The sequence below is a fragment of the Pseudomonas sp. CC6-YY-74 genome (assembly GCF_002025205.1).
Classification (GTDB): domain Bacteria; phylum Pseudomonadota; class Gammaproteobacteria; order Pseudomonadales; family Pseudomonadaceae; genus Aquipseudomonas; species Aquipseudomonas paeninsulae.
Genome location: NZ_CP019947.1, coordinates 2,623,978 through 2,643,977, shown reverse-complemented (window position 1 = coordinate 2,643,977; position 20,000 = coordinate 2,623,978). Strand labels below are relative to the sequence as shown.

The 20,000-nt window shown below is 60.8% G+C and carries 22 protein-coding genes and 1 pseudogene; 9 read left to right on the top strand and 14 right to left on the bottom strand.

Annotation, left to right across the window (positions count from 1 at the left end):
- Nucleotides 1–750 precede the first annotated feature (750 nt).
- From B2D37_RS12050 to cysZ, 3 genes are all read right to left on the bottom strand, one after another.
- On the bottom strand, nucleotides 751–2,205 hold the full coding sequence (locus B2D37_RS12050) for a DEAD/DEAH box helicase (RefSeq protein WP_079202910.1): 1,455 nt from the start codon (nucleotides 2,203–2,205) through the stop codon (nucleotides 751–753).
- Nucleotides 2,206–2,610: 405 nt separating this feature from the next.
- The gene (locus B2D37_RS12045) at nucleotides 2,611–3,960 is read right to left on the bottom strand and encodes a site-specific integrase (protein ID WP_079202909.1); all 1,350 of its coding nucleotides are present in this window, start codon (nucleotides 3,958–3,960) and stop codon (nucleotides 2,611–2,613) included.
- 49 nt (nucleotides 3,961–4,009) lie between these two features.
- Entirely contained in the window at nucleotides 4,010–4,753 is a 744-nt protein-coding gene (cysZ, locus tag B2D37_RS12040) for a sulfate transporter CysZ (RefSeq protein ID WP_079202908.1), read from the bottom strand.
- 252 nt (nucleotides 4,754–5,005) lie between these two features.
- On the opposite strand from cysZ, the gene trxB reads away from it, so the two are divergent.
- Nucleotides 5,006–5,953 carry a thioredoxin-disulfide reductase gene (trxB, locus tag B2D37_RS12035; protein ID WP_079202907.1) on the top strand — a complete coding sequence of 316 codons (948 nt, stop codon included), beginning with the start codon at nucleotides 5,006–5,008 and terminating at the stop codon, nucleotides 5,951–5,953.
- Between the two features lie 165 nt (nucleotides 5,954–6,118).
- Here the strand turns inward: trxB and B2D37_RS12030 are convergent, their stop codons facing one another.
- From B2D37_RS12030 to folM, 5 genes and pseudogenes are all read right to left on the bottom strand, one after another.
- Nucleotides 6,119–6,460, bottom strand: coding sequence for a HopJ type III effector protein (locus B2D37_RS12030; protein ID WP_079202906.1), 342 nt, complete (start codon nucleotides 6,458–6,460; stop codon nucleotides 6,119–6,121).
- Nucleotides 6,457–6,762 (bottom strand): DUF1244 domain-containing protein, encoded by a 306-nt coding sequence (locus B2D37_RS12025; RefSeq protein ID WP_079202905.1) that lies wholly within the window; start codon nucleotides 6,760–6,762, stop codon nucleotides 6,457–6,459. Before B2D37_RS12025 ends, B2D37_RS12030 begins: the two co-directional genes overlap by 4 nt.
- 156 nt (nucleotides 6,763–6,918) lie before the next feature.
- Nucleotides 6,919–7,290, bottom strand: a complete 372-nt coding sequence (gene folX / locus B2D37_RS12020; RefSeq protein ID WP_079202904.1) for a dihydroneopterin triphosphate 2'-epimerase — start codon at nucleotides 7,288–7,290, stop codon at nucleotides 6,919–6,921.
- A gap of 2 nt (nucleotides 7,291–7,292) precedes the next feature.
- Nucleotides 7,293–7,853 carry a GTP cyclohydrolase I FolE gene (gene folE / locus B2D37_RS12015; protein WP_154067085.1) on the bottom strand — a complete coding sequence of 187 codons (561 nt, stop codon included), beginning with the start codon at nucleotides 7,851–7,853 and terminating at the stop codon, nucleotides 7,293–7,295.
- Nucleotides 7,854–7,876: 23 nt separating this feature from the next.
- A pseudogene (gene folM / locus B2D37_RS12010) lies at nucleotides 7,877–8,586 on the bottom strand (dihydromonapterin reductase).
- Between the two features lie 279 nt (nucleotides 8,587–8,865).
- Between folM and B2D37_RS12005 the strand changes: the two are divergent.
- A complete protein-coding gene (locus tag B2D37_RS12005) occupies nucleotides 8,866–9,123 on the top strand; it encodes a hypothetical protein (RefSeq protein WP_079202902.1) in 258 nt (85 codons plus the stop codon).
- Here B2D37_RS12005 and B2D37_RS12000 read toward each other — a convergent pair.
- A complete protein-coding gene (locus B2D37_RS12000; protein WP_079202901.1) occupies nucleotides 9,118–9,555 on the bottom strand; it encodes a thiol-disulfide oxidoreductase DCC family protein in 438 nt (145 codons plus the stop codon). The genes B2D37_RS12005 and B2D37_RS12000 overlap by 6 nt on opposite strands.
- Nucleotides 9,556–9,645: 90 nt before the next feature.
- Here B2D37_RS12000 and B2D37_RS11995 point away from each other — a divergent pair, with 90 nt between their 5' ends.
- Entirely contained in the window at nucleotides 9,646–10,599 is a 954-nt protein-coding gene (locus B2D37_RS11995; protein ID WP_079202900.1) for a MerR family transcriptional regulator, read from the top strand.
- Nucleotides 10,600–10,870: 271 nt separating this feature from the next.
- On the opposite strand, the gene B2D37_RS11990 is transcribed toward B2D37_RS11995, so the two are convergent.
- Nucleotides 10,871–11,485: a PilZ domain-containing protein gene (locus tag B2D37_RS11990; RefSeq protein WP_079202899.1), complete on the bottom strand. Its 615-nt coding sequence runs from the start codon at nucleotides 11,483–11,485 to the stop codon at nucleotides 10,871–10,873.
- A gap of 55 nt (nucleotides 11,486–11,540) precedes the next feature.
- Nucleotides 11,541–11,999: a PAS domain-containing protein gene (locus B2D37_RS11985; RefSeq protein ID WP_079202898.1), complete on the bottom strand. Its 459-nt coding sequence runs from the start codon at nucleotides 11,997–11,999 to the stop codon at nucleotides 11,541–11,543.
- Nucleotides 12,000–12,111: 112 nt separating this feature from the next.
- Between B2D37_RS11985 and B2D37_RS11980 the strand changes: the two genes are divergently transcribed.
- The 6 genes from B2D37_RS11980 (at nucleotide 12,112) to B2D37_RS11955 (ending at nucleotide 16,969) form a co-directional block, all read left to right on the top strand.
- Nucleotides 12,112–12,564, top strand: a complete 453-nt coding sequence (locus tag B2D37_RS11980; protein ID WP_079202897.1) for a flavodoxin — start codon at nucleotides 12,112–12,114, stop codon at nucleotides 12,562–12,564.
- A gap of 200 nt (nucleotides 12,565–12,764) precedes the next feature.
- Nucleotides 12,765–13,547: a class II aldolase/adducin family protein gene (locus B2D37_RS11975; RefSeq protein WP_079202896.1), complete on the top strand. Its 783-nt coding sequence runs from the start codon at nucleotides 12,765–12,767 to the stop codon at nucleotides 13,545–13,547.
- Nucleotides 13,544–14,455, top strand: coding sequence for an alpha/beta fold hydrolase (locus B2D37_RS11970; protein ID WP_079202895.1), 912 nt, complete (start codon nucleotides 13,544–13,546; stop codon nucleotides 14,453–14,455). Before B2D37_RS11975 ends, B2D37_RS11970 begins: the two co-directional genes overlap by 4 nt.
- Nucleotides 14,433–14,963, top strand: a complete 531-nt coding sequence (locus B2D37_RS11965; RefSeq protein ID WP_079202894.1) for a DUF1569 domain-containing protein — start codon at nucleotides 14,433–14,435, stop codon at nucleotides 14,961–14,963. The genes B2D37_RS11970 and B2D37_RS11965 overlap by 23 nt, the downstream gene beginning before the upstream one ends.
- A 109-nt stretch (nucleotides 14,964–15,072) precedes the next feature.
- Nucleotides 15,073–15,984, top strand: coding sequence for an SDR family oxidoreductase (locus B2D37_RS11960; RefSeq protein WP_079202893.1), 912 nt, complete (start codon nucleotides 15,073–15,075; stop codon nucleotides 15,982–15,984).
- Nucleotides 15,985–16,201: 217 nt separating this feature from the next.
- A complete protein-coding gene (locus tag B2D37_RS11955) occupies nucleotides 16,202–16,969 on the top strand; it encodes a crotonase/enoyl-CoA hydratase family protein (RefSeq protein WP_079202892.1) in 768 nt (255 codons plus the stop codon).
- A gap of 64 nt (nucleotides 16,970–17,033) precedes the next feature.
- Here the strand turns inward: B2D37_RS11955 and B2D37_RS11950 are convergent, their stop codons facing one another.
- The 3 genes from B2D37_RS11950 to B2D37_RS11940 all read right to left on the bottom strand — a co-directional run bounded on the left by B2D37_RS11950 (nucleotide 17,034) and on the right by B2D37_RS11940 (nucleotide 19,952).
- Entirely contained in the window at nucleotides 17,034–18,572 is a 1,539-nt protein-coding gene (locus tag B2D37_RS11950; protein WP_079202891.1) for a sigma-54-dependent transcriptional regulator, read from the bottom strand.
- 114 nt (nucleotides 18,573–18,686) lie between these two features.
- Nucleotides 18,687–18,992: an I78 family peptidase inhibitor gene (locus B2D37_RS11945; protein WP_079202890.1), complete on the bottom strand. Its 306-nt coding sequence runs from the start codon at nucleotides 18,990–18,992 to the stop codon at nucleotides 18,687–18,689.
- Nucleotides 18,993–19,040: 48 nt separating this feature from the next.
- Nucleotides 19,041–19,952, bottom strand: a complete 912-nt coding sequence (locus B2D37_RS11940) for an EamA family transporter (protein ID WP_079202889.1) — start codon at nucleotides 19,950–19,952, stop codon at nucleotides 19,041–19,043.
- Between the last annotated feature and the right edge of the window lie 48 nt (nucleotides 19,953–20,000).

Below are 20,000 nucleotides of genomic sequence, written 5' to 3'. Positions count from 1 at the left end.
TGTCATTTTGGGTGTGTCACATAATGCTGTGTCACTTTGGCTATGTAAAGCTATTTTATGACACGATCTAGGGGCTGCTTTATCTGTGTCATCAGAGGCACACCCAGATTGACACAGCCTGTACACCACTATTCCCGTGTTTACTCAGTCGTTCGGTAGCCAGTGAATGTTCAGGTTGATATCTGTAGCCGTCAGGTGGCTTTGGGATAGCCTCTGGTGAAATAGCTCTTCACGTTACAGTTGACTTCACAGTTACCAACCTCATCCAAGTTTCTGTGACAGCAGGAATAAATCATCCAGTTCTTGCCTGCTACTGGAGTTTGAACTATCAGGGGAAGGAGCGGTTTAGCTAAACAATACAAGCTGAAAGGAGCGTACTTGCTAGCCTGTAACCTTGTTACATCATCAACCATGGAGTTAAATGAATAAATTAATTGAATTAACCGCCTGATAACCATTCCTGTTAGTTTCTGCGCTTCAGAGGTTATTATGCTGAATAAATTTAGCTGGTTAGTTTCGTTAAGATTTATTTAATTTTTTGTGTTGTATATTTATTCGCTGGTAAAATTTATTGGTCGATAGATGCCGCAGGCTGGAAATTTACACAGCTCTCGCTTCGCTCAGTCATGGCTGTGTAATGTCATAGTAAATCTAGCTATTGATGTGGGTACCTTTCCTAATAAACTCTTTAGGATTAGTACCCATTTGAAGGATTAAAACTATAAGGTTACGCTACCGACCCAGTAGGTATCAGGTTCCAGTTGCAGTGATTGCACCTGTCAATTCTTCTCGCCACTTTCTAATTGTCTTCCGGGAAACCCCCGTCAGTCTTTCGATGGCAGTGTTTGTCTGCCCATCACGGATCAATGACAGCACCGTCTTTTTACTTACGTGTTCAGTCTTCCTACCATCTTCCGGTACTGGTGTTTCCCACGACACTGACCAGTCCACTTCTGCATGCGATAGGTACGTTTCCAACAGGTAGCGAACCACGCGCCCATCCTGAACATACAGCCGGATAAGGCTGGTGTTATCTCTGCGGCGTATCGCGGTCCGTGTTACTGCTTGGAGGGAGGGCTCCAGAAACCGAGTCGTGATGAAAGCGTCGCTGAAGCTCCGTCCATACTTCTTTTCTAGGTATTCCAAGCCACGTTCATCTGACGGGCTAGGGTTCCCACCGAACAGCAGAATTGCCTCAGTCGTCGTGTCGTAACCGTTCAAGCCACGGCAATCGACAGGTGCGTGGAGTACATCATTCCGCCCTTTGAGTCCGGCCCATTTGTTCGTGAACAGCAGTGGTTTTCCCTCGGTGCGTGTCAGAATTTCCTGCAAGATGAAGTCGAAAACTCGCTCATTACCAAACGGGGCAGTCACAAGCGCCTTGCTGAAGATGCGGCCCTTCGGCATGACGGGGAGAAGCGTAACTGGGCAGGTGTATACCCTAGCCTCTGGTGTGAACATAGATCGGTGGATCTCGAATCCATGCACCTGAGCAAATTGCTCAAACAGACTGCCTGACACATTGGCCGCTAATACATGCACTTCGTCCGCCGATTGGAAGATACTCCACCAGTCTATCTCCTCAACGGAGCGAACGTGGCGGATGCCATTGCTCTGGGGCGTATCGATGAAAACTGGTATAGCGTCCAGCAGCAGCTGAAATATGTGAGCACCGGATGTACCTAGCGTTGAGCAGCCTGTGCCCATGGCGTCGGCCTGGTTGGTCTGCACCTGTTCCTTCACCTGCGTTAGCTGGTGGTCACGAATCCAGAGTCGATTATCGCGTTCTTCGATGAAGGTCAGTAGGCGAGCAAGCTCAATGGGCTTCATTGGGTAGTCGGGAAAATCGACAACCTTGGGCAGTTCATCTACTACCAGAGCCCACCCGGCGAGGACAGACTCATCGATATTCTGAAGTGACTCGTGGGTGCAGATGATGACGTTGTCGTGCTTTGCCAATAAGGCGGCGTTCAGTTCGAGGCCGACGCGGGTACCTGTGGTTGAATCAATAACGCGAGTCTTGAGTCCGACGGCAGAGCATCGGATAGTGACATCGCTACTTAGAACTAAGGTGGGGAGTGCCAGAAGGAATCGCTTGCCAGAGGTGAGAAGTGCGGGGAGTTGGCGGATTAGTGCTTCGGTTTTGCCAGCACCTGGAGCGGCTACGGCAGTGTGGATCAGTTTATTGCGGGCAAAAGTGTTCATTTGGTTAGTTATCCGTAGTTAAGTTTATTTACATAGGCAAGTGCCTCGTGTGTTGGTGGCGGGCCACTTTTACAAACTCCAGAAACGCAAAAGCCCCCTTGCAAAGGACTGCGTTTGCGCAATCGTCGCGTGGAGGCTTCGGTATTTGGTTCTGCTTTTAGGCAGGCAGCGAAGTATACAGAAGGATGCTTCGTTGTCAACGGACAAACTCACAGGTCAGCCAACAACTGCAACAAGTATTTTATTTTATTTTACATAAAGTATTAGGCTTCTGGTGCGAATAAAAGATATAGGCTGTGGGGTAGCAATGGCTAGGCGATAGCTCTTGTTATAGGCCTTCTCAGGACGCCAGTAGAGTAATCTACTGGCGTCGAGTGAGTAGACGCTTGGAAGGATGTAAGTCTTCTAGGTTGTTGCCGTGTTTGTTAGGAGACCTGCCTCCTTGGCAATGCTGGGAAGTTTCTCCAACTCCTTTGCCATCCTCGATAGTGGGTTGCTGCCGTAGGAGTCTCCCACCTGTCCTGACGAATGTCCGGTAATCCAGTCGTGAACCTCCTTGGGAATACCCGCCTCTCGGCACAGTGTCTTGAAGGTATGCCGGAACGCATGTAACGGGCTGCGTCCCGCCCGGTAGATGCCCCATTTCTGGGTCAGTGGGCGCCATGCCTTGGAGACGATGCCCGCAAAGCCGTCCGAGACCTTCACTAATTGAGGAAAAATGCGGGAGCTACTGCTATTTCCCTGCACCAGTTCCAAGAGCCCCAGCGCTATAAGGTCGGTATGCAAGGGTATGTCGCGGCGGCTGCTGTCGGTCTTCACTGACTTGTCGGGGCGATCATCAATGATGCGTATAAACCACTGGCCATTGCTGTTTTGGCGTACGTCACTAACGTAGAGCTGAGCGATTTCTTCGCGCCTAGCTCCTGTATACGCTGCAATCAGAGGTAGCCAGAACAGCGCATTGCCGGGGCGGCCCTCTGCATGACGCAAGGCGACGAATTCTGGCTGACTGAACATCTTCACCAACTCCGACCACGCATAACTACGGTCATCATCCAAGCAGCGTTTGGGCTTTGCTGAGCCGAGGCGCTTGTGAATGCGAGAGGTGATGACAGGGTTACTCTGAACAAGGCCTGAGTCCACCGCATAGGCCATCACGGACGACAGTCGAGCCATTGTTAGACGCACTGTTGAGACGGCAAGGGGTTTGTCTTTGCCTTTGGCTTGGGTTGAAGTCAGTAGTGCGGCGAAAGCCTGTATCTCGGTGGGGCCAATGCTGGTGATGCTCAGATCGCCTATGGCATTGGTGAAGCGTTCGACTGCTCGCCCGTAATCAACCAAATGGCGTCGATGGACGTACTCAGGTCTGCCAGACAGCGCTAGGGATTCGGCATAGCGCTGGAAGACTTGAGATAGTGTCGGTGCTGTCACAGCTTGTCGTGCGGGTACTGGGGCACTGGTAACTGCCGGAGTGTGCTGAGATAGCAGGGGAGGGCAAGTCTCGCCATCACTTGCCATTCCCGTTTGGGCAGCTCTAAGGCCGTGTAAGTCGCCCTGGCGTGCCTGCTGAAACAATTTCTCCGATTCTGCGTAGGCTGCTGCAAAGGCTGCCTTGGCTTGATGGTGGTTTCGTGTATTCAGCGAACGGCGAATTTCTGTTTTACCGATCACTGATCGAATGTCATCAGGCACCCTACGTCGGAGGTAATAGATTCCCGAATCTGGGTGCCGAAAAGGCTGTGCGATGAGCGCCATGTGTACCTGCTATGTGTATCAGTTAGCAGGAAAGGGGGGCGCTTATGACTCAGCTCACCGTTCGATCGCCACCTTCGCGTACCCAGAACAGGGTGGCGCCGGCCACCGCCGCCGGCATCATCAGGATATTGACTCCGGGAATCAGCAGCACCGCGTAGGTGATGCCACCGAACCCCAGGCTCTGCCAGCGCTTCTCGCGCAGCCAGGCGAGCATGTCTGGCCAGCTCATCTTGTTGTTGTCCGCCGGGTAGTCGATGTATTGGATGGCCATCATCCACACGCCGAACAGCAGCCACAGCGGCGCGGCGACCAGGTTGACCACCGGGATGAAGGTGAGGATCAGCAAGCCGATGGCGCGCGGTAGGAAGTACCCCAGCTTGCGCATCTCACGGCCCAGGGTGCGCGGCACCATGGCCAGCAGTTCGGCCCAGCTGAAGGGCGGCAGGGTGTCTTCGCCGCGCACCACCACTTCGACCTTCTCGGCGAGAAAGCCGTTGAACGGAGCGGCGATGATATTGGCCAGCATGGTGAAGGTGAAGAACACCATCAGCAGCACCAGCACCACGAACAGCGGCCAGAGGATGTACTCGAGGAAGCTCAGCCAGCTTGGCAGGCTCGGCATGAATGCATCGACCCAGCCGCTGAACTGCTGCACGGCAAAACCGACCAAGGCAACGAAGAGGATCAGGTTGATCGCCAACGGCAGCAACACGAACAGCCGCAAACCCGGGCTCAGCACCAGTTTCAGGCCTTCTCTGAGGTATTGCGGGCCGGATAGTACAGGAGCAGGCATGGGGTTCTCCGCGAGGTGAAAGTCGCGCCGACCTTACCGGCTTTGTCCGGTAGGGGAAAGCCCGCCGCTGTCGGCGCGAGGCGCCATAGGGATTCACTATGCATGGAATTGGCAAAGGGTATTTCCTCGACTGCCAGCACCTGCGTAGCCTGCGCATCAGTTCAACGATTGGTTGATTTTGGGGGCCAGTGTTTTAGAGCACTGTTCACCCCTCTTTCATTTGCCCGGCCAAGTGTCCGGCAGGAGTCTTCTATGTCTGCAACACGTCATGCTCGAGTGATCATCCTGGGTTCCGGTCCTGCCGGTTACAGCGCCGCCGTCTATGCCGCGCGGGCCAACCTCAAGCCGCTGCTGATCACCGGCATGCAGGCTGGCGGCCAGTTGACCACCACCACCGAGGTCGACAACTGGCCGGGCGACGTGCATGGCCTGACCGGCCCGGCGTTGATGCAGCGTATGCAGGAGCATGCCGAGCGCTTCGAGACCGAGATTGTCTTCGACCATATCAACGCGGTGGATCTGGCTGGCAAACCGTTCACCCTGGTCGGCGACAGCGCCACCTACAGTTGCGATGCGCTGATCATCGCCACCGGTGCCAGCGCCCGCTACCTCGGTCTGCCGAGCGAGGAGGCGCTCATGGGCAAGGGCGTTTCGGCATGCGCCACTTGCGATGGATTCTTCTATCGCAACCGTGACGTGGCGGTGGTCGGCGGCGGCAACACCGCGGTAGAGGAGGCGCTGTACCTGGCCAATATCGCCAGCAAGGTAACCCTGGTGCATCGTCGCGAAACCTTCCGTGCCGAGAAGATCCTGCAGGACAAGCTGCAGGCGCGGATTGCCGAAGGCAAGATCGTGCTCAAGCTCAACGCCGAGGTCGACGAAGTGCTGGGCGACAACATGGGCGTCACCGGCGTGCGCCTGAAGAACAACGACGGCAGTAGCGATGAGCTGAAGGTCGATGGCTTGTTCGTCGCCATCGGCCACACGCCCAACACCTCGCTGTTCGACGGCCAGTTAGCGCTGAAGGATGGTTACCTGGTGGTCAGCGGCGGTCGCGACGGCAATGCCACCGCCACCAGCGTGCCGGGCGTGTTCGCCGCTGGTGACGTCGCCGACCATGTCTACCGCCAGGCAATTACCTCGGCCGGCGCCGGCTGCATGGCGGCTCTGGATGTGGAGCGTTTCCTCGACGGTCAGTAAGCGTCGCGGTCGCCCATAGCCCGACGCGGGCGCTGCACTAGCTGTAGGAAGGTCGCCCCGGCGCGGTGCTTTTGGTTTTTTTTTGGCGGTCCGGCGGTCCGGCGGCCCGGCGCCTGCACCCTGCATCGCCGCCGACAAAGAACCGCTGTGCGGCAGGGGCTCTGCTCAGGCCTTGCGCTTGAGCGGCGGCTGGTCGAAGCGCACGCCGGCGAGGCCGGTAGTCATCAGTGCGCGGATGTTGCCGTGGTCGTTGCCATCTGGGGTAGCCAGCACGCTGCGGTAGTGTTCGCCGAAGCAGCGCAGGGCGTCTTCCAGGCTGAAGCCTTCGAGCAGGGCCAGGCCGAGGGTCTTGCAGGAGCCTTCATTCTGTCCGGCTGGGTTTTCTACCGCGCCATTGCGGAAGGCGCTCGGCTGGTAATCATAGTGCTCGGCGATAAAGGCCAGGGTCTCGGCAAAGGCGAACTCGTCGCTATGCAGATGGGCGCGGAAATCGTGCAGGGCGCTCATGCATTGTTGCCTTTATCACTGGCCTTTCGGAATGCAGCCTGCTGTTCGGCGCTGGCCTCCTGCTGGTATTTGTTTTTCCACTCGCTGTACGGCATGCCGTAGATTTCTTCGCGCGCCTGGTCCGGGGTGAGCGCAACGCCGATGTCATCGGCCGCGGCCTTGTACCATTTGGACAGGCAGTTTCGGCAGAAACCGCTGAGGTTCATCATGTCGATGTTCTGCACATCGGGGCGGCTGCGCAGGTGTTGCAGCAGGCTGCGGAAGGCGGCTGCTTCGAGTTCCAGGCGTTCTTGATCGGTCATGGTGATGTTCTCCGAGGCGGGCAGGGCTTCTGTCGGGCGCGGCGGGCGACTCCGACAGACTGGCTGGCTAACGAGTCGGGGATGATAAAAGCCCCGCCGCCCTGCGGCAATGCCCGGGCGGCTGGTTGGTCGAGCCTTTGCAGGGTAATCCGCCGTTCAGCGGTGGCCGGCCAGGGTGATCGATACCGACTCGGCAAAGCGCAGGGCGTGGGGTTTGTCCACTTCCACTTCGGCGTAACGCACGGCCGTCTGCTGCATCACCAGGTCGAGAATTTCCTGGGTCAGGCGTTCGAGCAGGGCGAAGCGATTGTCTTCGACGTGCTGGATGATCGCCTTGGTGATGGTGCGGTAGTTCAGCGCGTGATCGATATCGTTGTCGCGCACCGCCTCGTTTGCCGGGTAGAGGATGGTCAGGTTGATCAGCACATCCTGCTTGTTGTTGATTTCCTCTTCCTTGATTCCGATAAAGGTTCGCAGGCGCAGATCCTTGACCCGAATTCGCGCCATTCCAGGCTCCAGTCGTGGCATAGCTAGTTGCTCCGTCCAATCAGTTGCAGGAACTCGTGGCGGGTATTGTATGACTCGCGGAAGGCTCCGAGCATCACCGAGGTGCTCATGACCGAGTTCTGCTTCTCGACGCCACGCATCATCATGCACATGTGCTTGGCTTCGATCACCACGGCGACGCCGGCGGCGTTGGTGACCTGTTGCACGGCGTCGGCGATCTGCCGGGTCAGGTTTTCCTGGATTTGCAGGCGTCGCGCGTACATGTCGACGATCCGCGCGACTTTCGACAGCCCCAGCACCTTGCCGGTGGGGATGTAGGCAACATGTGCCTTGCCGATAAACGGCAGCAGATGGTGCTCGCACAGGGAATAGAGTTCGACGTCCTTGACGATCACCATTTCGTCATTGTCGGAGGCGAACAGTGCGCCGTTGACCACCTCTTCCAGGCTTTTCTGGTAGCCGTTACACAGATATTGCATGGCCTTGGCCGCGCGTTTCGGGGTGTCCAGCAGACCTTCGCGTTCAGGGTCTTCACCTACACCGAGGAGGATCTCGCGGTAGTGATCAGGCAGTTGTTGGTTCATGGGTGCAATCCTCGAGGCGCGCCTCACTTGAGATGGCGGCCGCCGTTTACGGTAAGGGTGGTGCCAGTGACGTAGGGGTTGTCCAGCAGGTAGCGCAAACTTTGGTAGATCACCTGGGGCCGGGTTCGATGGCCAATGCCGATTTCTCCAGGGTTTTCGCCCGGTAGGCCGCGTCATCCTCGGGGTTGAACATGATCAGTGCCGGGGCGATGCCGTTGACCTTGATCTGGGGGGCGAGTTTGGCGGCGAACGAGAGCGTGAGGCTGTCCAGGCCGGCTTTGCTGGCGCAGTAGGCCGGGCGCTTGGCGCTGCCTTTACGGGCCACATCGTCACTGATATGGATGATGTCGGCCGGGACCGAGCGCTGCAGCAGTTCCGCACAATGCAGGTTGATCAGGTAGGGCGCCAGCATGTGCACGTTGAACAGCTGCTGGAATAGTGTCGCCTCTGCGCCGGGCGTTTCGACCAGCCAGTCGGAGGCGTTGTGGACGATGGCCCGCAGGCTGTCGGTGTGGCTTTTCAACTCGGCGATAAAGGCGAGAATCCCCGCTTCGCTGGAAAAGTCCGCCTGGATGGCCAGCGCTCCGCGCGCGCGCAGATGCTTGATGCCATCGCGCTCGCTGCGGTAGGTGGCGATCAGCTGATGGCCGTCATCGAGCAGGCGCTCGGCACAATACAGGCCGACTCGTTGACTGGCGCCAGTGATCAGGACGGGTGATGCGCTAGCGCTCATGATGGACTCAGCTGATGGGATAGTGGGTTCAGCGACGTCACGGCGGGATACCTGACCAGTAAGGCGCTTCGCGACTGAACCAGTGGCAAAGTTATACCAGCCACAAGTTTTGTACAACCATGCGGGCTGTATGGTTACTGTCGGCTTGATCGCTTTATAGCTGTTCTGCTGGGCTGTGCCGCGCCGGTGCAAAATTTCAAGCGTCAGAAACTTGGTTTTGTCCTGTACAGAATAAGTTTATATGTACAGTTTATTGGGGTGATTATGAACCTGTGACAATTGCGTATTGCGCTGCTGTGGCGGCAGGCCGAGCGGGTCGAGGTATTTGCCGTGCGTTACAGGGGTTATGCCGTGCAGGTGATTGCGGCGGATGGCCGCGTACAGGCTTCATTGCCGGTGTCCACCGCTGGCCTTGGTTGCCTGCGCTCAAGGCGCGTCTGCGCTGCTGTGGTGTGCGGCGGGTTGCGCAGTCATGACGAGATCAGCGGCCGTCCTGGTCGGCAGGTACCCGATCTCGGCGTGCTCATTCAGTTATAGGCGTGCGCCGGGCGTGAGCTGATCGGCGTTGCATTGCCCACGCTGACAGCGCTTGCCTGCCTGCGGATGCGGTAGCCAGGCCAATTGCGGGCGCAACACGCAGAATAGCCAGTAACCCAGCTCAAAAGCGGGGCGCAGCGACCGCCAGGTCAGAGGTGTCGCCCAGCGGCCAAGTCCCGCCGCACGCCAGCTCCAGAGCGTTGCATCGAGGCCGGTAACCCACTGGCCATCGGCGAAGCGGGCGTGCAGCCGGTTTGCCAGGGTAGTGCTGTCAATGCCGACGCTGTCTGCTTGGAAGCCTGCGCTGCTGATATCGATCAACAGCAAGCGTTGCTGATTGGCATGCCGGCGCAGTAACTGGATCTCCCGGGCGCACAGCGGGCAGTCGCCATCGTAGTAAAGGGTCAGCGGCCAGCGTGGAGCGTGAGACATGCTCAAGTTCTCTGTATAGGTCTCGTACAATGTAGGTCGGTGTCAGCTGAGTTACAATGCCGGCAACATTTTTGCGGTGATGCCTCTCCCATGTCCGATCTCGTTGGTGGCTTGTCCCTCGATTCGAGTGCCCTCAAGCAGGAAGAGCTGTTTCCTATCCGTGAGGTGTCGCGCTTGACCGGGGTCAATCCGGTGACCTTGCGGGCCTGGGAGCGACGTTACGGATTGATCCAGCCGACGCGCACCGACAGCGGGCATCGCCTCTACTCGCAGGCGGACATCGAGTCTGTGCGCAGCATTCTGGCGTGGATCGAGCGCGGGGTGTCGGTCAGCAAGGTCGGCAAGATTCTGGCGAAAAACATTTCGACCCGATCGGCCAGCACGCCGGTCTATGAAGAGGTCACCTGCGGCGAGTGGGCGGAATGGCAGGCTCAACTGCGCCGCGCGATCAGTGCCTTTGACGACGTCAGGCTCGATCGCTTGTACGGCCAGGTGTTTTCCAGCTACCCGCTGCCGGTGGTGTTCCAGGACATTCTGATGCCGCTCTGGCAGGAATTACTGCTGAGCCAGGACGAGTTCGGGCAGGCCAGCGAGTGGTTGTTCTTCGATACCTTCCTGCGCGCGCGCACCCTGCAGCGCCTGCAGATCTTGCGTACCCAGGTTGAGGAGCGGGTCTTGCTGGCGGCCTTGCCGGGTCACTGCCGCGAATTGGAGTTGCTGGTCACCGGTCTGCTGCTGAGCGGTTCGCAGGTGTCGGTCAGTGTGCTGGGATTGGGTCAGCCGTTGGAAGAGCTGGCCCTGGTCTGTGAGCGCATGCAGCCGCAGGCGTTGGTGCTGTTCACCAATCTGCCCCCCAGTGACGACTTGCCACGCGTGCTGGCGCGCCTGGCGCTGGCGCTGGATTGTCCGCTGGTGTTGGCGGGGGATGGCGCCGAGCTCGCCGAAGACAGCCTGAGCGGCTCGCCGATAGCCTGCCTGGGTAACGAGGGTCGCCTGATGCAGCGCCGTTTGCAGCAGTTCCTCGCCGGGCATCTGGATACCTGACAACCACTTCACGTCCTGCATACCTGCCGTGCACTGAGTGCTGGGGCCATGCCGGTCGCAACATTGCTGCTGAATGCTGCGTATGCGCTCAACCCGCGCGGGCCGACCTGCCCGGCCGACCTACGCGGCCCGACCTACGCGGCCCGGCCTACGCGGCCCGGCCCATACACGCTTTAGCCGTGCGGATCAGCGTCAGCACGAATGGCTGACTAGCAGGCGAAGTTATCTACACCCTGGGCAGGGGGAGACGGCAAGGGGGCGCGATCGCCCGCTAGCCCTGGCTGACCTGGGGGTGGAGGGCGCGGTGCTGCTGGAAAATAAACTGCTGCAAGCGCTCGCTGCCGCGTTTGTCGAGCGGGTCGAGTTGATAGGCTAGAAGCCCGCCAGCGGTTTTACGTACCAGGCTGCCTTCAATGGCAATCGGTTTCTGGCCGGCCAGCGGCAGAATCAGGTTGAAGTGCTCGGGTGTGGCACGCTTGGCGCGAAGTTCGATCAGCAGCCCGTTGAGCGACAGTTCGTGTACCCACAGGTCGCTGGGTTTGGCATTGCGCTGGCGCAGTACAACCGGTGGATCCAGCGGCAGGCGCCAGGCACGGTTGGCCGGGCCGTCTTCGAAAATCTGCGGAGTGCCCAGTTCAAGATGCTGCACCTGTTGCGCGTCTTCGACCAGGTGCGCGGTAAACGTCAGACGCTGATTGGCGACGTGTGCCTCAATGGTCAGTTGCTCCTTGGCTGCACAGTAGGCGAGCAACTCTTTGAGCTGAGCGCCGGCATCGACCAGCAAGCTTGGCGCGGCAGCAGGCTTGCGCTGGCTTGGCGCAGGCTTGGTATGTAGGTGCTGGATAAACTCCAGTTCAGCCTGGGTGAGCAATGGCTGTTCTTGCATGGTCGAACTCTGCGCGAAGGCTTGAACCCTTAAGACAGCATAGTTCGCTATTGGTTTATACCAGTGGTCGGTCTTTTAGCTGTGCCAGTGCCGCGCGCACAGTCGCCAGTTCGGCTTCCAGTTCCTTGACCCGTTCCTGGGCTTGTACTTGCTCGGTGACATTCTTCTGGATGCCGATGAAGTAGGTCAGCTGATCAGCTTCGTTGAACACCGGGGTGATCGACAGTTCGTTCCAGAAGGCGCTGCCGTCCTTGCGGTAATTGCGGATGATCTGCCGGCAGGGTTGGCGGGTGTTCACCGCTTCGCGGATGACGGCCAGACCAGGCTGGTCACGGTCGCTGGCCTGCAGGAAGCGGCAATCCTGATAGAGGATCTCTTCGCTGGCATAACCGGTGAGCCTTTCAAAGGCGGGGTTGGCATAGATGAGGATGTTGTCATCGCCCTCTTGCTCGGCAACCACAATGCCGTCGTTCGAGGCGTCGATCACCAGTTGCAGCAGTTTGGCGTTGATCATGAGGTGATTCCTGGGCTCTGTCCGCTGCATTCTAAAACATCCGGGCGCGCTGTCTACTTGCGGCATAATGCCCGCCGTTTCAGACTGTGTTCTGCATGTTTCGGAGTTATTTATGAAAGTCGCCATCCTTTCCGGTTCGGTCTATGGCACTGCCGAGGAAGTCGCCCGGCATGCCGAGCAACTGTTGAAAAATGCCGGTTTCGACGCCTGGCACAACCCGCGCGCCAGCCTGGCCGATGTCCTGGCGTTTGCCCCCGAAGCCTTTCTGGCGGTGACCTCGACCACCGGCATGGGCGAGCTGCCGGATAACCTGCAGCCTTTGTATTTCGCCATCCGCGATCATCTGCCCGCGTGGAGTGGCCTGCCCGGCGGGGTGATTGCCCTGGGTGACTCCAGCTACGGCGACACCTTCTGCGGTGGCGGCGAGCTGGTTCGCGAGTTGTACGCCGAACTGGGTATTCGCGAGGTGCAACCGATGTTGCGTCTGGACAGCAGCGAAAGCGTCACTCCGGAAAGCGACGCAGAGCCTTGGCTGGCCGAATTCATGGCAACGCTGCAGGCCTGATGGATCCTGCGCGCCATGGCTAATGAACGTGGCGCGCAAGCTGACGGGCTGTGTGACGCCCAGACGGAACACCGCCTGGATCGCCCTGTAGCAAACAAGGCTCGCTCGGTCACTAAGCTGGCTGCCAGGGCAACTCACGTTTGCCGCATCTCTCGCTAGACTCCTTGGCACTGATAACAACAAGTGCCGAGGTGTATGCCATGACCGCTGCTCAAGTTCTGCCGACTCCGAACCTCAAGGACCAGGTGTCCGCCGCCGAATGGCAGACCCGCGTCGATCTGGCTGCCTGCTACCGGCTGATCGCCCTGTATGGCTGGGACGACCTGATATTCACCCACATCTCGGCCAAGGTGCCGGGCAGCGAAGAATTCCTGATCAACCCCTTCGGCCTGATGTTCCATGAAATTAGCGCCTCCAGCCTGGTGAAGATCGACCTGGCCGGCAACAAGCTGATGGACAGTCCCTTCAATATCAATCCGGCCGGCTACACCATCCATAGCGCCGTGCACGAGGTGCGCCACGACGTGGCCTGCGTGCTGCACATCCATACGGCCGCCGGGATCGCCGTCTCCGCGCAGAAGCAAGGCCTGCTGCCGCTGTCGCAGCAGTCGTTGTTCGTCCTCTCCAGCCTGGCCTATCACGGCTACGAGGGGGTGGCGCTGAACCACGACGAGAAGGCCCGTCTGCAGGCCGATCTGGGCGACAAGAACTTTATGATCCTGCCCAATCACGGCCTGCTCAGCGCCGCCGGGAGTATCGCCGATGCCTTCCTGATGATGTTCACCCTGCAGCGCGCCTGCGAAATCCAGGTGATGGCGCAGAGTGGCGGCGCCGAGTTGATCCACATTCCCCAGCAGATTCTCGATGGCGCCAAGGCGATGCTCGCCGGGGTGATGAAAAGCCCGCAGGGCATGGGCGGCGCGCTGCCCTGGCCGGCCCTGCTGCGCAAGCTCGATCAGCAGATGCCGGGCTATGCCGAATGACTGTACTGCCCGGCATTGCCCTGGCGGATTGGCGCGCCGAGGGCCTGCCCTTCGAGTTTCGCGGCCATGCCATGCGCTATTGGACGGCGGGCGCGGCAACCGCTGAGCCCTTGCTGCTGATCCATGGCTTTCCCACCGCCAGTTGGGATTGGCACTACCTGTGGACGCCGCTGAGCCTGAATTACCGCCTGATCGCTTGCGACATGCTCGGTTTCGGTGATTCGGCCAAACCGCGCGGGCATGCTTACAGCCTGCTGGAGCAGGCCGACCTGCAGCAGGCGCTGCTGGCGCACCTGGGCATTCAGGAGCCGGTGCATGTGCTGGCGCATGACTATGGCGACAGCGTCGCCCAGGAGTTGCTGGCGCGGCACCATGAGAGCCGCCTGCAGCTGGCCAGTTGCGTGTTTCTCAATGGTGGCCTGTTCCCCGAGACCCATCACCCGGTGCTGGTGCAGAAACTCCTGCTCAGCCCCATCGGGGCGTTGATCGGTCGGCTGTTCAGTCGGCAGAAGCTGGCGGCCAGTTTCGCCAAGGTGTTCGGTCCGCAGACCCAGCCGAGTGTCGAGGAGTTGGATGACTTCTGGAGCCTGATCAGCCACAACGATGGGCCCGGTGTGATGCACCGGCTGATTCGCTATATGCCCGAGCGCCGGGTGCAGCGTGAGCGCTGGGTCAAGGCCATGCAGCGTGGCGGGGTGCCGTTGCGGTTGATCGACGGCGCTGCCGACCCGATCTCCGGGGCGCATATGCTGGCACGTTACCGCGAACTGATCCCGGCGCCCGACACTGTGTTGCTCGACGGCATCGGCCATTACCCGCAAACCGAGGCGCCGGCCTTGGTCTTGCAACACTATCTGGCCTTTCGCCAGGCTTTGGCTTGCCGTAATGAACAGACGACAGCTGGTTAAATTCGCGGCATTGACTGGCGTGGCGGGCGTCGGGACAGGCTACTGGGCTTTGCCGGCCGGCGAAGCGCCAGGGCCGCTCAGCTTGCAAGGCGCGCAGCAGCTAGTGGTCGGCCTGCGGGATAAGCAGCTGGTCAGCCTCAAAGGCTGGAGCCCGGCCGAGGTGTTCAACCACTGCGCGCAAAGCATCGAGTCTTCCATCAGCGGTTACCCCGAACTTAAGCCCGCCTGGTTCCGCCATAGCGTCGGGCCGCTGGCGTTCAGTGTGTTCGTCGCGCGTGGGGCCATGCGTCACCCACTGGATGAGTCCATTCCTGGCGCTGCGCCGCTGAGCGAACCGGTCACCCAGGGGCTGGCGCTAGAGCGGTTGCAGCAGGCGTTTGCGGATTTTGCCAGCTACCAGGGCGAGTTGCAGCCGCACTTCGCCTACGGCGCTCTGAGCCATGCCGACTATGCCCAGGCCCATGTGCTGCACCTATATAACCACCTGAGTTTGATCCGGCTGGCTTAATCATCCCGCAGCCTTATCGAGCACCATTCAGCTGTGGGCGTCTTTATTGTGACCAGCACGCGCCTGCTGGACACTTGGATCATTGCCAACCTGCCAAGGAGCTCACTTCATGAGCGAAGCCATTAGTTTCCAAGACCAAGTCGTGATCGTCACCGGTGCCGGTGGTGGCCTGGGTCGCGCCCATGCCCTGCTGTTCGCCAAACATGGCGCCAAGGTGGTGGTCAACGATCTCGGTGGTAGCACTCATGGCGAAGGCGCCAACGCATCGGCCGCCGCCAAGGTGGTCGAGGAAATCCGCGCCGCCGGCGGCACCGCGGTGGCCAATCATGACTCGGTGACCGATGGCGAGAAGATCGTTCAGCACGCCCTGGACGCCTTTGGCCGTATCGATGTGGTGGTCAACAACGCCGGCATCCTGCGTGACAAGACCTTCCACAAGATGGACGACGCCGACTGGGATCTGGTCTACAAGGTCCACGTCGAGGGCGCCTACAAGGTGACCCGCGCCGCCTGGCCGCACATGCGCGAGCAGGGTTATGGCCGGGTGATCTTCACCGCCTCCACTTCCGGCATCTACGGCAACTTCGGCCAGGCCAACTACGGCATGGCCAAGCTCGGTCTGTATGGCCTGACCCGCACCCTGGCCATCGAAGGGCGCAAGAACAACATCCTGGTCAACGCCATCGCCCCCACTGGCGGTACGCGCATGACCGAAGGGCTGATCCCGCCGCAGATATTCGAGCAACTCAAGCCCGAACTGGTCAGCCCGCTGGTGGTTTACCTGGCTAGCCAGGCCTGCGCAGAAACCTCTGGCCTGTTCGAGGTCGGCGGCGGCTGGATCGGCAAGACGCGCTGGGAGCGCAGCCTGGGCACCGGATTCGACCCGCGTGCCGGCTTCAGCCCGGAAGACGTGGCCGATCATTGGCAGCAGATCTGCGACTTCGACGACGCGGTGCATCCGGCCGACACCATCGAGGCCTTGCAGGCGATGATGAAGCATTTGCAGCAATACACCTCCTGATCGCGCCAGCCTGGCGGGGGATTCGGCCAGCGGGCTGATTTTCCTCACGCAGAGTTCTAAGGTGAAGGCCGGCTAAATGCCGGCCTTTGGCATTTAGGGACGCGGGGGCGGCAAGGCTCCTGAAGGCGCGGGGCGTGCCCGCTAAAAGTGGCCATGGCTAAGCGCATCGCGGGCGTGGCCCGCGCCTATGGTTTTCCTTGGAAACGGAGATTTGCTCATGAGCGTTATCGTCGAGAACCACGGCCCGGTCACCACCCTGATCATCGACCGTGCGCCGGTGCGTAATGCCGTCGACCGGCCGACCGCCGAGGCCTTGGTCGCGGCGTTGCGTGCATTCGAGGCGGACCCGCAGGCACGGGTCGCCGTGCTCACCGGCGCTGGTGGGACCTTCTGCGCCGGTGCCGATCTGGGTGCGGTGGCAGCAGGCGGCGCGCGCGCCAATCGCCTGGAGCCTGAGGGCGACGGCCCCATGGGGCCGAGCCGCATGCAACTGAGCAAACCGCTGATCGCCGCCATCGAAGGCCATGCGGTGGCCGGCGGCCTGGAACTGGCGCTGCTCGCCGACCTGCGGGTGATGGCCGATGACGCCGTGCTCGGGGTGTTCTGCCGACGCTTCGGCGTGCCGCTGATCGACGGCGGCACTGTGCGCCTGCCACGAATCATCGGCCAGGGCCGCGCGCTGGACCTGATTCTCACCGGCCGTGCGGTGTTGGCCGAGGAAGCGCTGGCCATCGGCCTGGTCAACCGTGTCGTGCCGACCGGTACGGCATTGGCCGCCGCCCAGCAACTGGCCCTGCAGATCGCCGACTTTCCACAGCACTGCCTGCTGGCCGACCGCGCCAGCGCCTATGCGCAGTGGAACCTGCCCTTCGAGGCAGCCATCGCCAACGAATTTCGCGGCGGCCTGGTCGTGGTTGAAAGCGGCGAAACCCAGGCCGGCGCGCAGCGTTTCAAGGCGGGGCAGGGGCGTCACGGCGCGTTCTGATGCTCGTACCCGTGGGAGCGGCCGGGCGGCGCTCCGCTTTAGCCGCGAAGGGTTTACTCAACCCTCAACTCTTGCCGGAAATCCCGTACTTGCGCAGGCGCATGGCGATGGCGCTGTGCGAGGTGTGCAGGCGCGCCGCCAGTTGCCGGCTGGAGGGGTGGCTGAGGTAGAGCTTTTCCAGCAGGGCTTTCTCGAAACCGGCCACGGCAGCTTCCAGGCTGACGATATCGCCTTCGAGCAGTTGGGGGGCTACGGCGGTGCTGGCGATGTCCAGATCGTCGATCTGCACCAGATTGCTTTCGCAGATGGCGGCGGCGCGGAAGATCACGTTCTGCAGCTGGCGCACGTTACCCGGCCAGCGGTTGCCAAGCAGTGCCGGGTAGGTGTCTGGCGCCAGACGGCAGGGCAGGCGTTGAATTTGCTTGCAGGCATGCTGCATGAAATGCCGGGCCAGCAGCAGGATGTCCTGGCCGCGTTCGCGCAGGGGTGGCACTTCCAGGTTGAGCACATTGAGGCGGTAGAACAGGTCTTCGCGGAAAGCGCCTTCGCTGACCATTTTTTCCAGGTCGCGGTGGGTGGCGCTGAGGATGCGTATATTGACCTTGACCTCACGCTCGCCGCCGACCCGGCGGAAGGTGCCGTCACTGAGAAAACGCAGCAGTTTGGCCTGCAGGTAAGGCGACATCTCGCCGATTTCATCGAGAAACACCGTGCCCTGATTGGCCAGTTCCAGTAGCCCCGGTTTGCCGCCGCGCTGGGCCCCGGTAAAGGCCCCGGGGGCATAGCCGAACAGCTCGCTCTCGGCGAGGTTTTCCGGCAAGGCCGCGCAGTTCAGCGCTAGGAAGGGCGCTGAACTGCGCGCGCTGATGGCGTGGCAGCCACGCGCCACCAGTTCCTTGCCGGTGCCGGTTTCGCCCTGGATCAACAGCGGCGCATCGAGGCTGGCGACGCGCAGGGCACGGGTCTTCAAGGTGCGGATCGGCAGCGACTCGCCGAGCAGCGAATCGAAGCTTTCGACATGGTCGTGGTGCAGGGCCGCCAGCCGTGCGCCGATGCGGCTTGGCTCATACAGGGTCAGCAAGGCGCCAGCGAGGCGGCGCTGCCCGCTATCGACGGCCTCACTGATCGGTGTGGCGTCCAGCAGCAGCGCCTGGCCGTTGAGGGTGACTTCGCGCAGCGGCAGGCGGAATTGCTGCTCCAGCAGGGCATGCAACAAGGCCGGATCGACGAACAGCTCACCGAGCGACAGCCCTTCCACATCACGTCCACACAGGGCGATCAGCGCCGGGTTGGCCAGCAGCACACTGCCTGCGCCATCCACCGCCAGCACCGGGTCGGTCATCGCCGCGAGCAGGGCGTCGAGCTGCAGACGTCGACGCTGGCCGGGGAGGATGTCGACGATGGTCACCGCCTGCACGCCACGCACCTTGAACAGGGCCTCGCGCAGCTCGTCGAGCACCGCGGCGCTCAGGGTCGGCGCGTCGATGTAGACGTTCGGCGGCACCATTTCCACCGCATCCAGGTTGAGATTGCGCCCACCGAGCAGGGCCAGGACTTCCTGGGTGATACCAACGCGGTCGATAAAGCTGACGTGGATGCGCATACGGGCGAGGAACCGGCTCGATTACAGGTGCAGCAGTATGCCCGGTCTGGATGGCTTAGTTAACCGAGCGAAGGTTTCACGGTTGCGCGTGGCCGGCAGGCGCGGGTCAGCCGCTTAACCGCAGCGGATGTGCTGGATCACCTCGGCCTCGTCGATCTCGATGTTCAGCCGTTGCGGGTCATGCTCCATGCTCACGGCATCGCCGGGCGCCAGCACCCGCACGCGTTGCGCCCCGGTCTGTTGGCGCGCGCGCTCGATCCGCTCGGCGGTGGCCTGCTTGCCGAGCATGCCCGGCACCGCTTCGGCTTTGCAGCCGTGACTTGGCTTGCCGGACCCCGGCGCCTCGGGCGTAGCGGTGGAGCTGCAGCCGGTCAAGACTGCGAGCAAGGCCAGGCTGGCGGTGATTTGTTTGAACAGCATGCGGTGTTCCTCCGTGTCGGTGTGTGCCGCGGGCGCCGGGTCGAGCGCTTATCCGTGTTTACGATAGGTCAGCAGGACGATGCCGCCGACCACTATGGCGCCGCCAATGATCTGCGTCTGGTTGAGCATCTGGCCGAGGATCAGCCAGCCCAGCAGCAGGGTCGCCACCGGCTCGATATTCATCACCGGGGTGTTGCGCGCCATGTCCAGGCGCGGCATGTAGATGAACAGCAGAGAAAAACCGGTGCAGTAGAGCAGGGCCAGCACGCCCAGGGCGATCCAGCCGGTGGTGCTTGTGGGTGACTGAAAACCGCCAGGGATCAGCTCGGCGATGCCGGCCGTGAGCGTTGCGGCGAACACTACCAGCATGGTCAACATGCTGCGCAGCGAACCGCGTAGGCCCGACAGTTTGTGTTCGGTCACCCACAGCGCGCTGGCGAAGGCGCAGGCGGCAGAAAACGCCAGACCGATGCCGAGCAACCAGCCGCTGCCGACCTCGTCATGGCTGCTCAAGCGGGCTGGCACGTCGAGGGCGAACAGCAGGCCGAAGAGGATCAAGGCCATCAGCAGGGCCGTGCGTCTGGTCGGCGGCGAACCTCCGAGCGCCCAGGTGAGCAAGGCCAGGAGAATCGGGAAGATATTCGCCACCAGCAACGCCAGGGCCACCGGTATTCGCGCCACCGCCGAATACAGGCAGAGGCTCTGCAGCGTAATCAGTAACCCTAGCAGCAACTGCCAAGGCCAGGTTCCAGGCCCCGGCCGCAGGGTCTGCCGTTGCCACAGCACCAAGGCCGTGAGCGCCAGCAGGGTCACCCCGGAGCGGCAGAGTACCGCCAGCAGCACCCCGGCATCTTGGTCGAAGGCGATACGCGCGGCGATATGGTTGCCGGCGAGAATGCAGGCGAGAAAGGCCAGCAGCAGTACGGCGAGGTGGCGGGGAAACGGCGTAGGGGGAGACATAAGCGCGCGGACAGTTCCTGGGCAGATTCGGCGCGAAACTCCGCGCCT

Bases quoted from the DNA above. Each gene is read 5' to 3' on its own strand.
- B2D37_RS12050 (WP_079202910.1), bottom strand. From the start codon at position 2,205: ATGAACACTTTTGCCCGCAATAAACTGATCCACACTGCCGTAGCCGCT.
- B2D37_RS12045 (WP_079202909.1), bottom strand. From the start codon at position 3,960: ATGGCGCTCATCGCACAGCCTTTTCGGCACCCAGATTCGGGAATCTAT.
- cysZ (WP_079202908.1), bottom strand. From the start codon at position 4,753: ATGCCTGCTCCTGTACTATCCGGCCCGCAATACCTCAGAGAAGGCCTG.
- trxB (WP_079202907.1), top strand. From the start codon at position 5,006: ATGTCTGCAACACGTCATGCTCGAGTGATCATCCTGGGTTCCGGTCCT.
- B2D37_RS12030 (WP_079202906.1), bottom strand. From the start codon at position 6,460: ATGAGCGCCCTGCACGATTTCCGCGCCCATCTGCATAGCGACGAGTTC.
- B2D37_RS12025 (WP_079202905.1), bottom strand. From the start codon at position 6,762: ATGACCGATCAAGAACGCCTGGAACTCGAAGCAGCCGCCTTCCGCAGC.
- folX (WP_079202904.1), bottom strand. From the start codon at position 7,290: ATGCCACGACTGGAGCCTGGAATGGCGCGAATTCGGGTCAAGGATCTG.
- folE (WP_154067085.1), bottom strand. From the start codon at position 7,853: ATGAACCAACAACTGCCTGATCACTACCGCGAGATCCTCCTCGGTGTA.
- B2D37_RS12000 (WP_079202901.1), bottom strand. From the start codon at position 9,555: ATGTCTCACGCTCCACGCTGGCCGCTGACCCTTTACTACGATGGCGAC.
- B2D37_RS11995 (WP_079202900.1), top strand. From the start codon at position 9,646: ATGTCCGATCTCGTTGGTGGCTTGTCCCTCGATTCGAGTGCCCTCAAG.
- B2D37_RS11990 (WP_079202899.1), bottom strand. From the start codon at position 11,485: ATGCAAGAACAGCCATTGCTCACCCAGGCTGAACTGGAGTTTATCCAG.
- B2D37_RS11985 (WP_079202898.1), bottom strand. From the start codon at position 11,999: ATGATCAACGCCAAACTGCTGCAACTGGTGATCGACGCCTCGAACGAC.
- B2D37_RS11980 (WP_079202897.1), top strand. From the start codon at position 12,112: ATGAAAGTCGCCATCCTTTCCGGTTCGGTCTATGGCACTGCCGAGGAA.
- B2D37_RS11975 (WP_079202896.1), top strand. From the start codon at position 12,765: ATGACCGCTGCTCAAGTTCTGCCGACTCCGAACCTCAAGGACCAGGTG.
- B2D37_RS11970 (WP_079202895.1), top strand. From the start codon at position 13,544: ATGACTGTACTGCCCGGCATTGCCCTGGCGGATTGGCGCGCCGAGGGC.
- B2D37_RS11965 (WP_079202894.1), top strand. From the start codon at position 14,433: ATGAACAGACGACAGCTGGTTAAATTCGCGGCATTGACTGGCGTGGCG.
- B2D37_RS11960 (WP_079202893.1), top strand. From the start codon at position 15,073: ATGAGCGAAGCCATTAGTTTCCAAGACCAAGTCGTGATCGTCACCGGT.
- B2D37_RS11955 (WP_079202892.1), top strand. From the start codon at position 16,202: ATGAGCGTTATCGTCGAGAACCACGGCCCGGTCACCACCCTGATCATC.
- B2D37_RS11950 (WP_079202891.1), bottom strand. From the start codon at position 18,572: ATGCGCATCCACGTCAGCTTTATCGACCGCGTTGGTATCACCCAGGAA.
- B2D37_RS11945 (WP_079202890.1), bottom strand. From the start codon at position 18,992: ATGCTGTTCAAACAAATCACCGCCAGCCTGGCCTTGCTCGCAGTCTTG.
- B2D37_RS11940 (WP_079202889.1), bottom strand. From the start codon at position 19,952: ATGTCTCCCCCTACGCCGTTTCCCCGCCACCTCGCCGTACTGCTGCTG.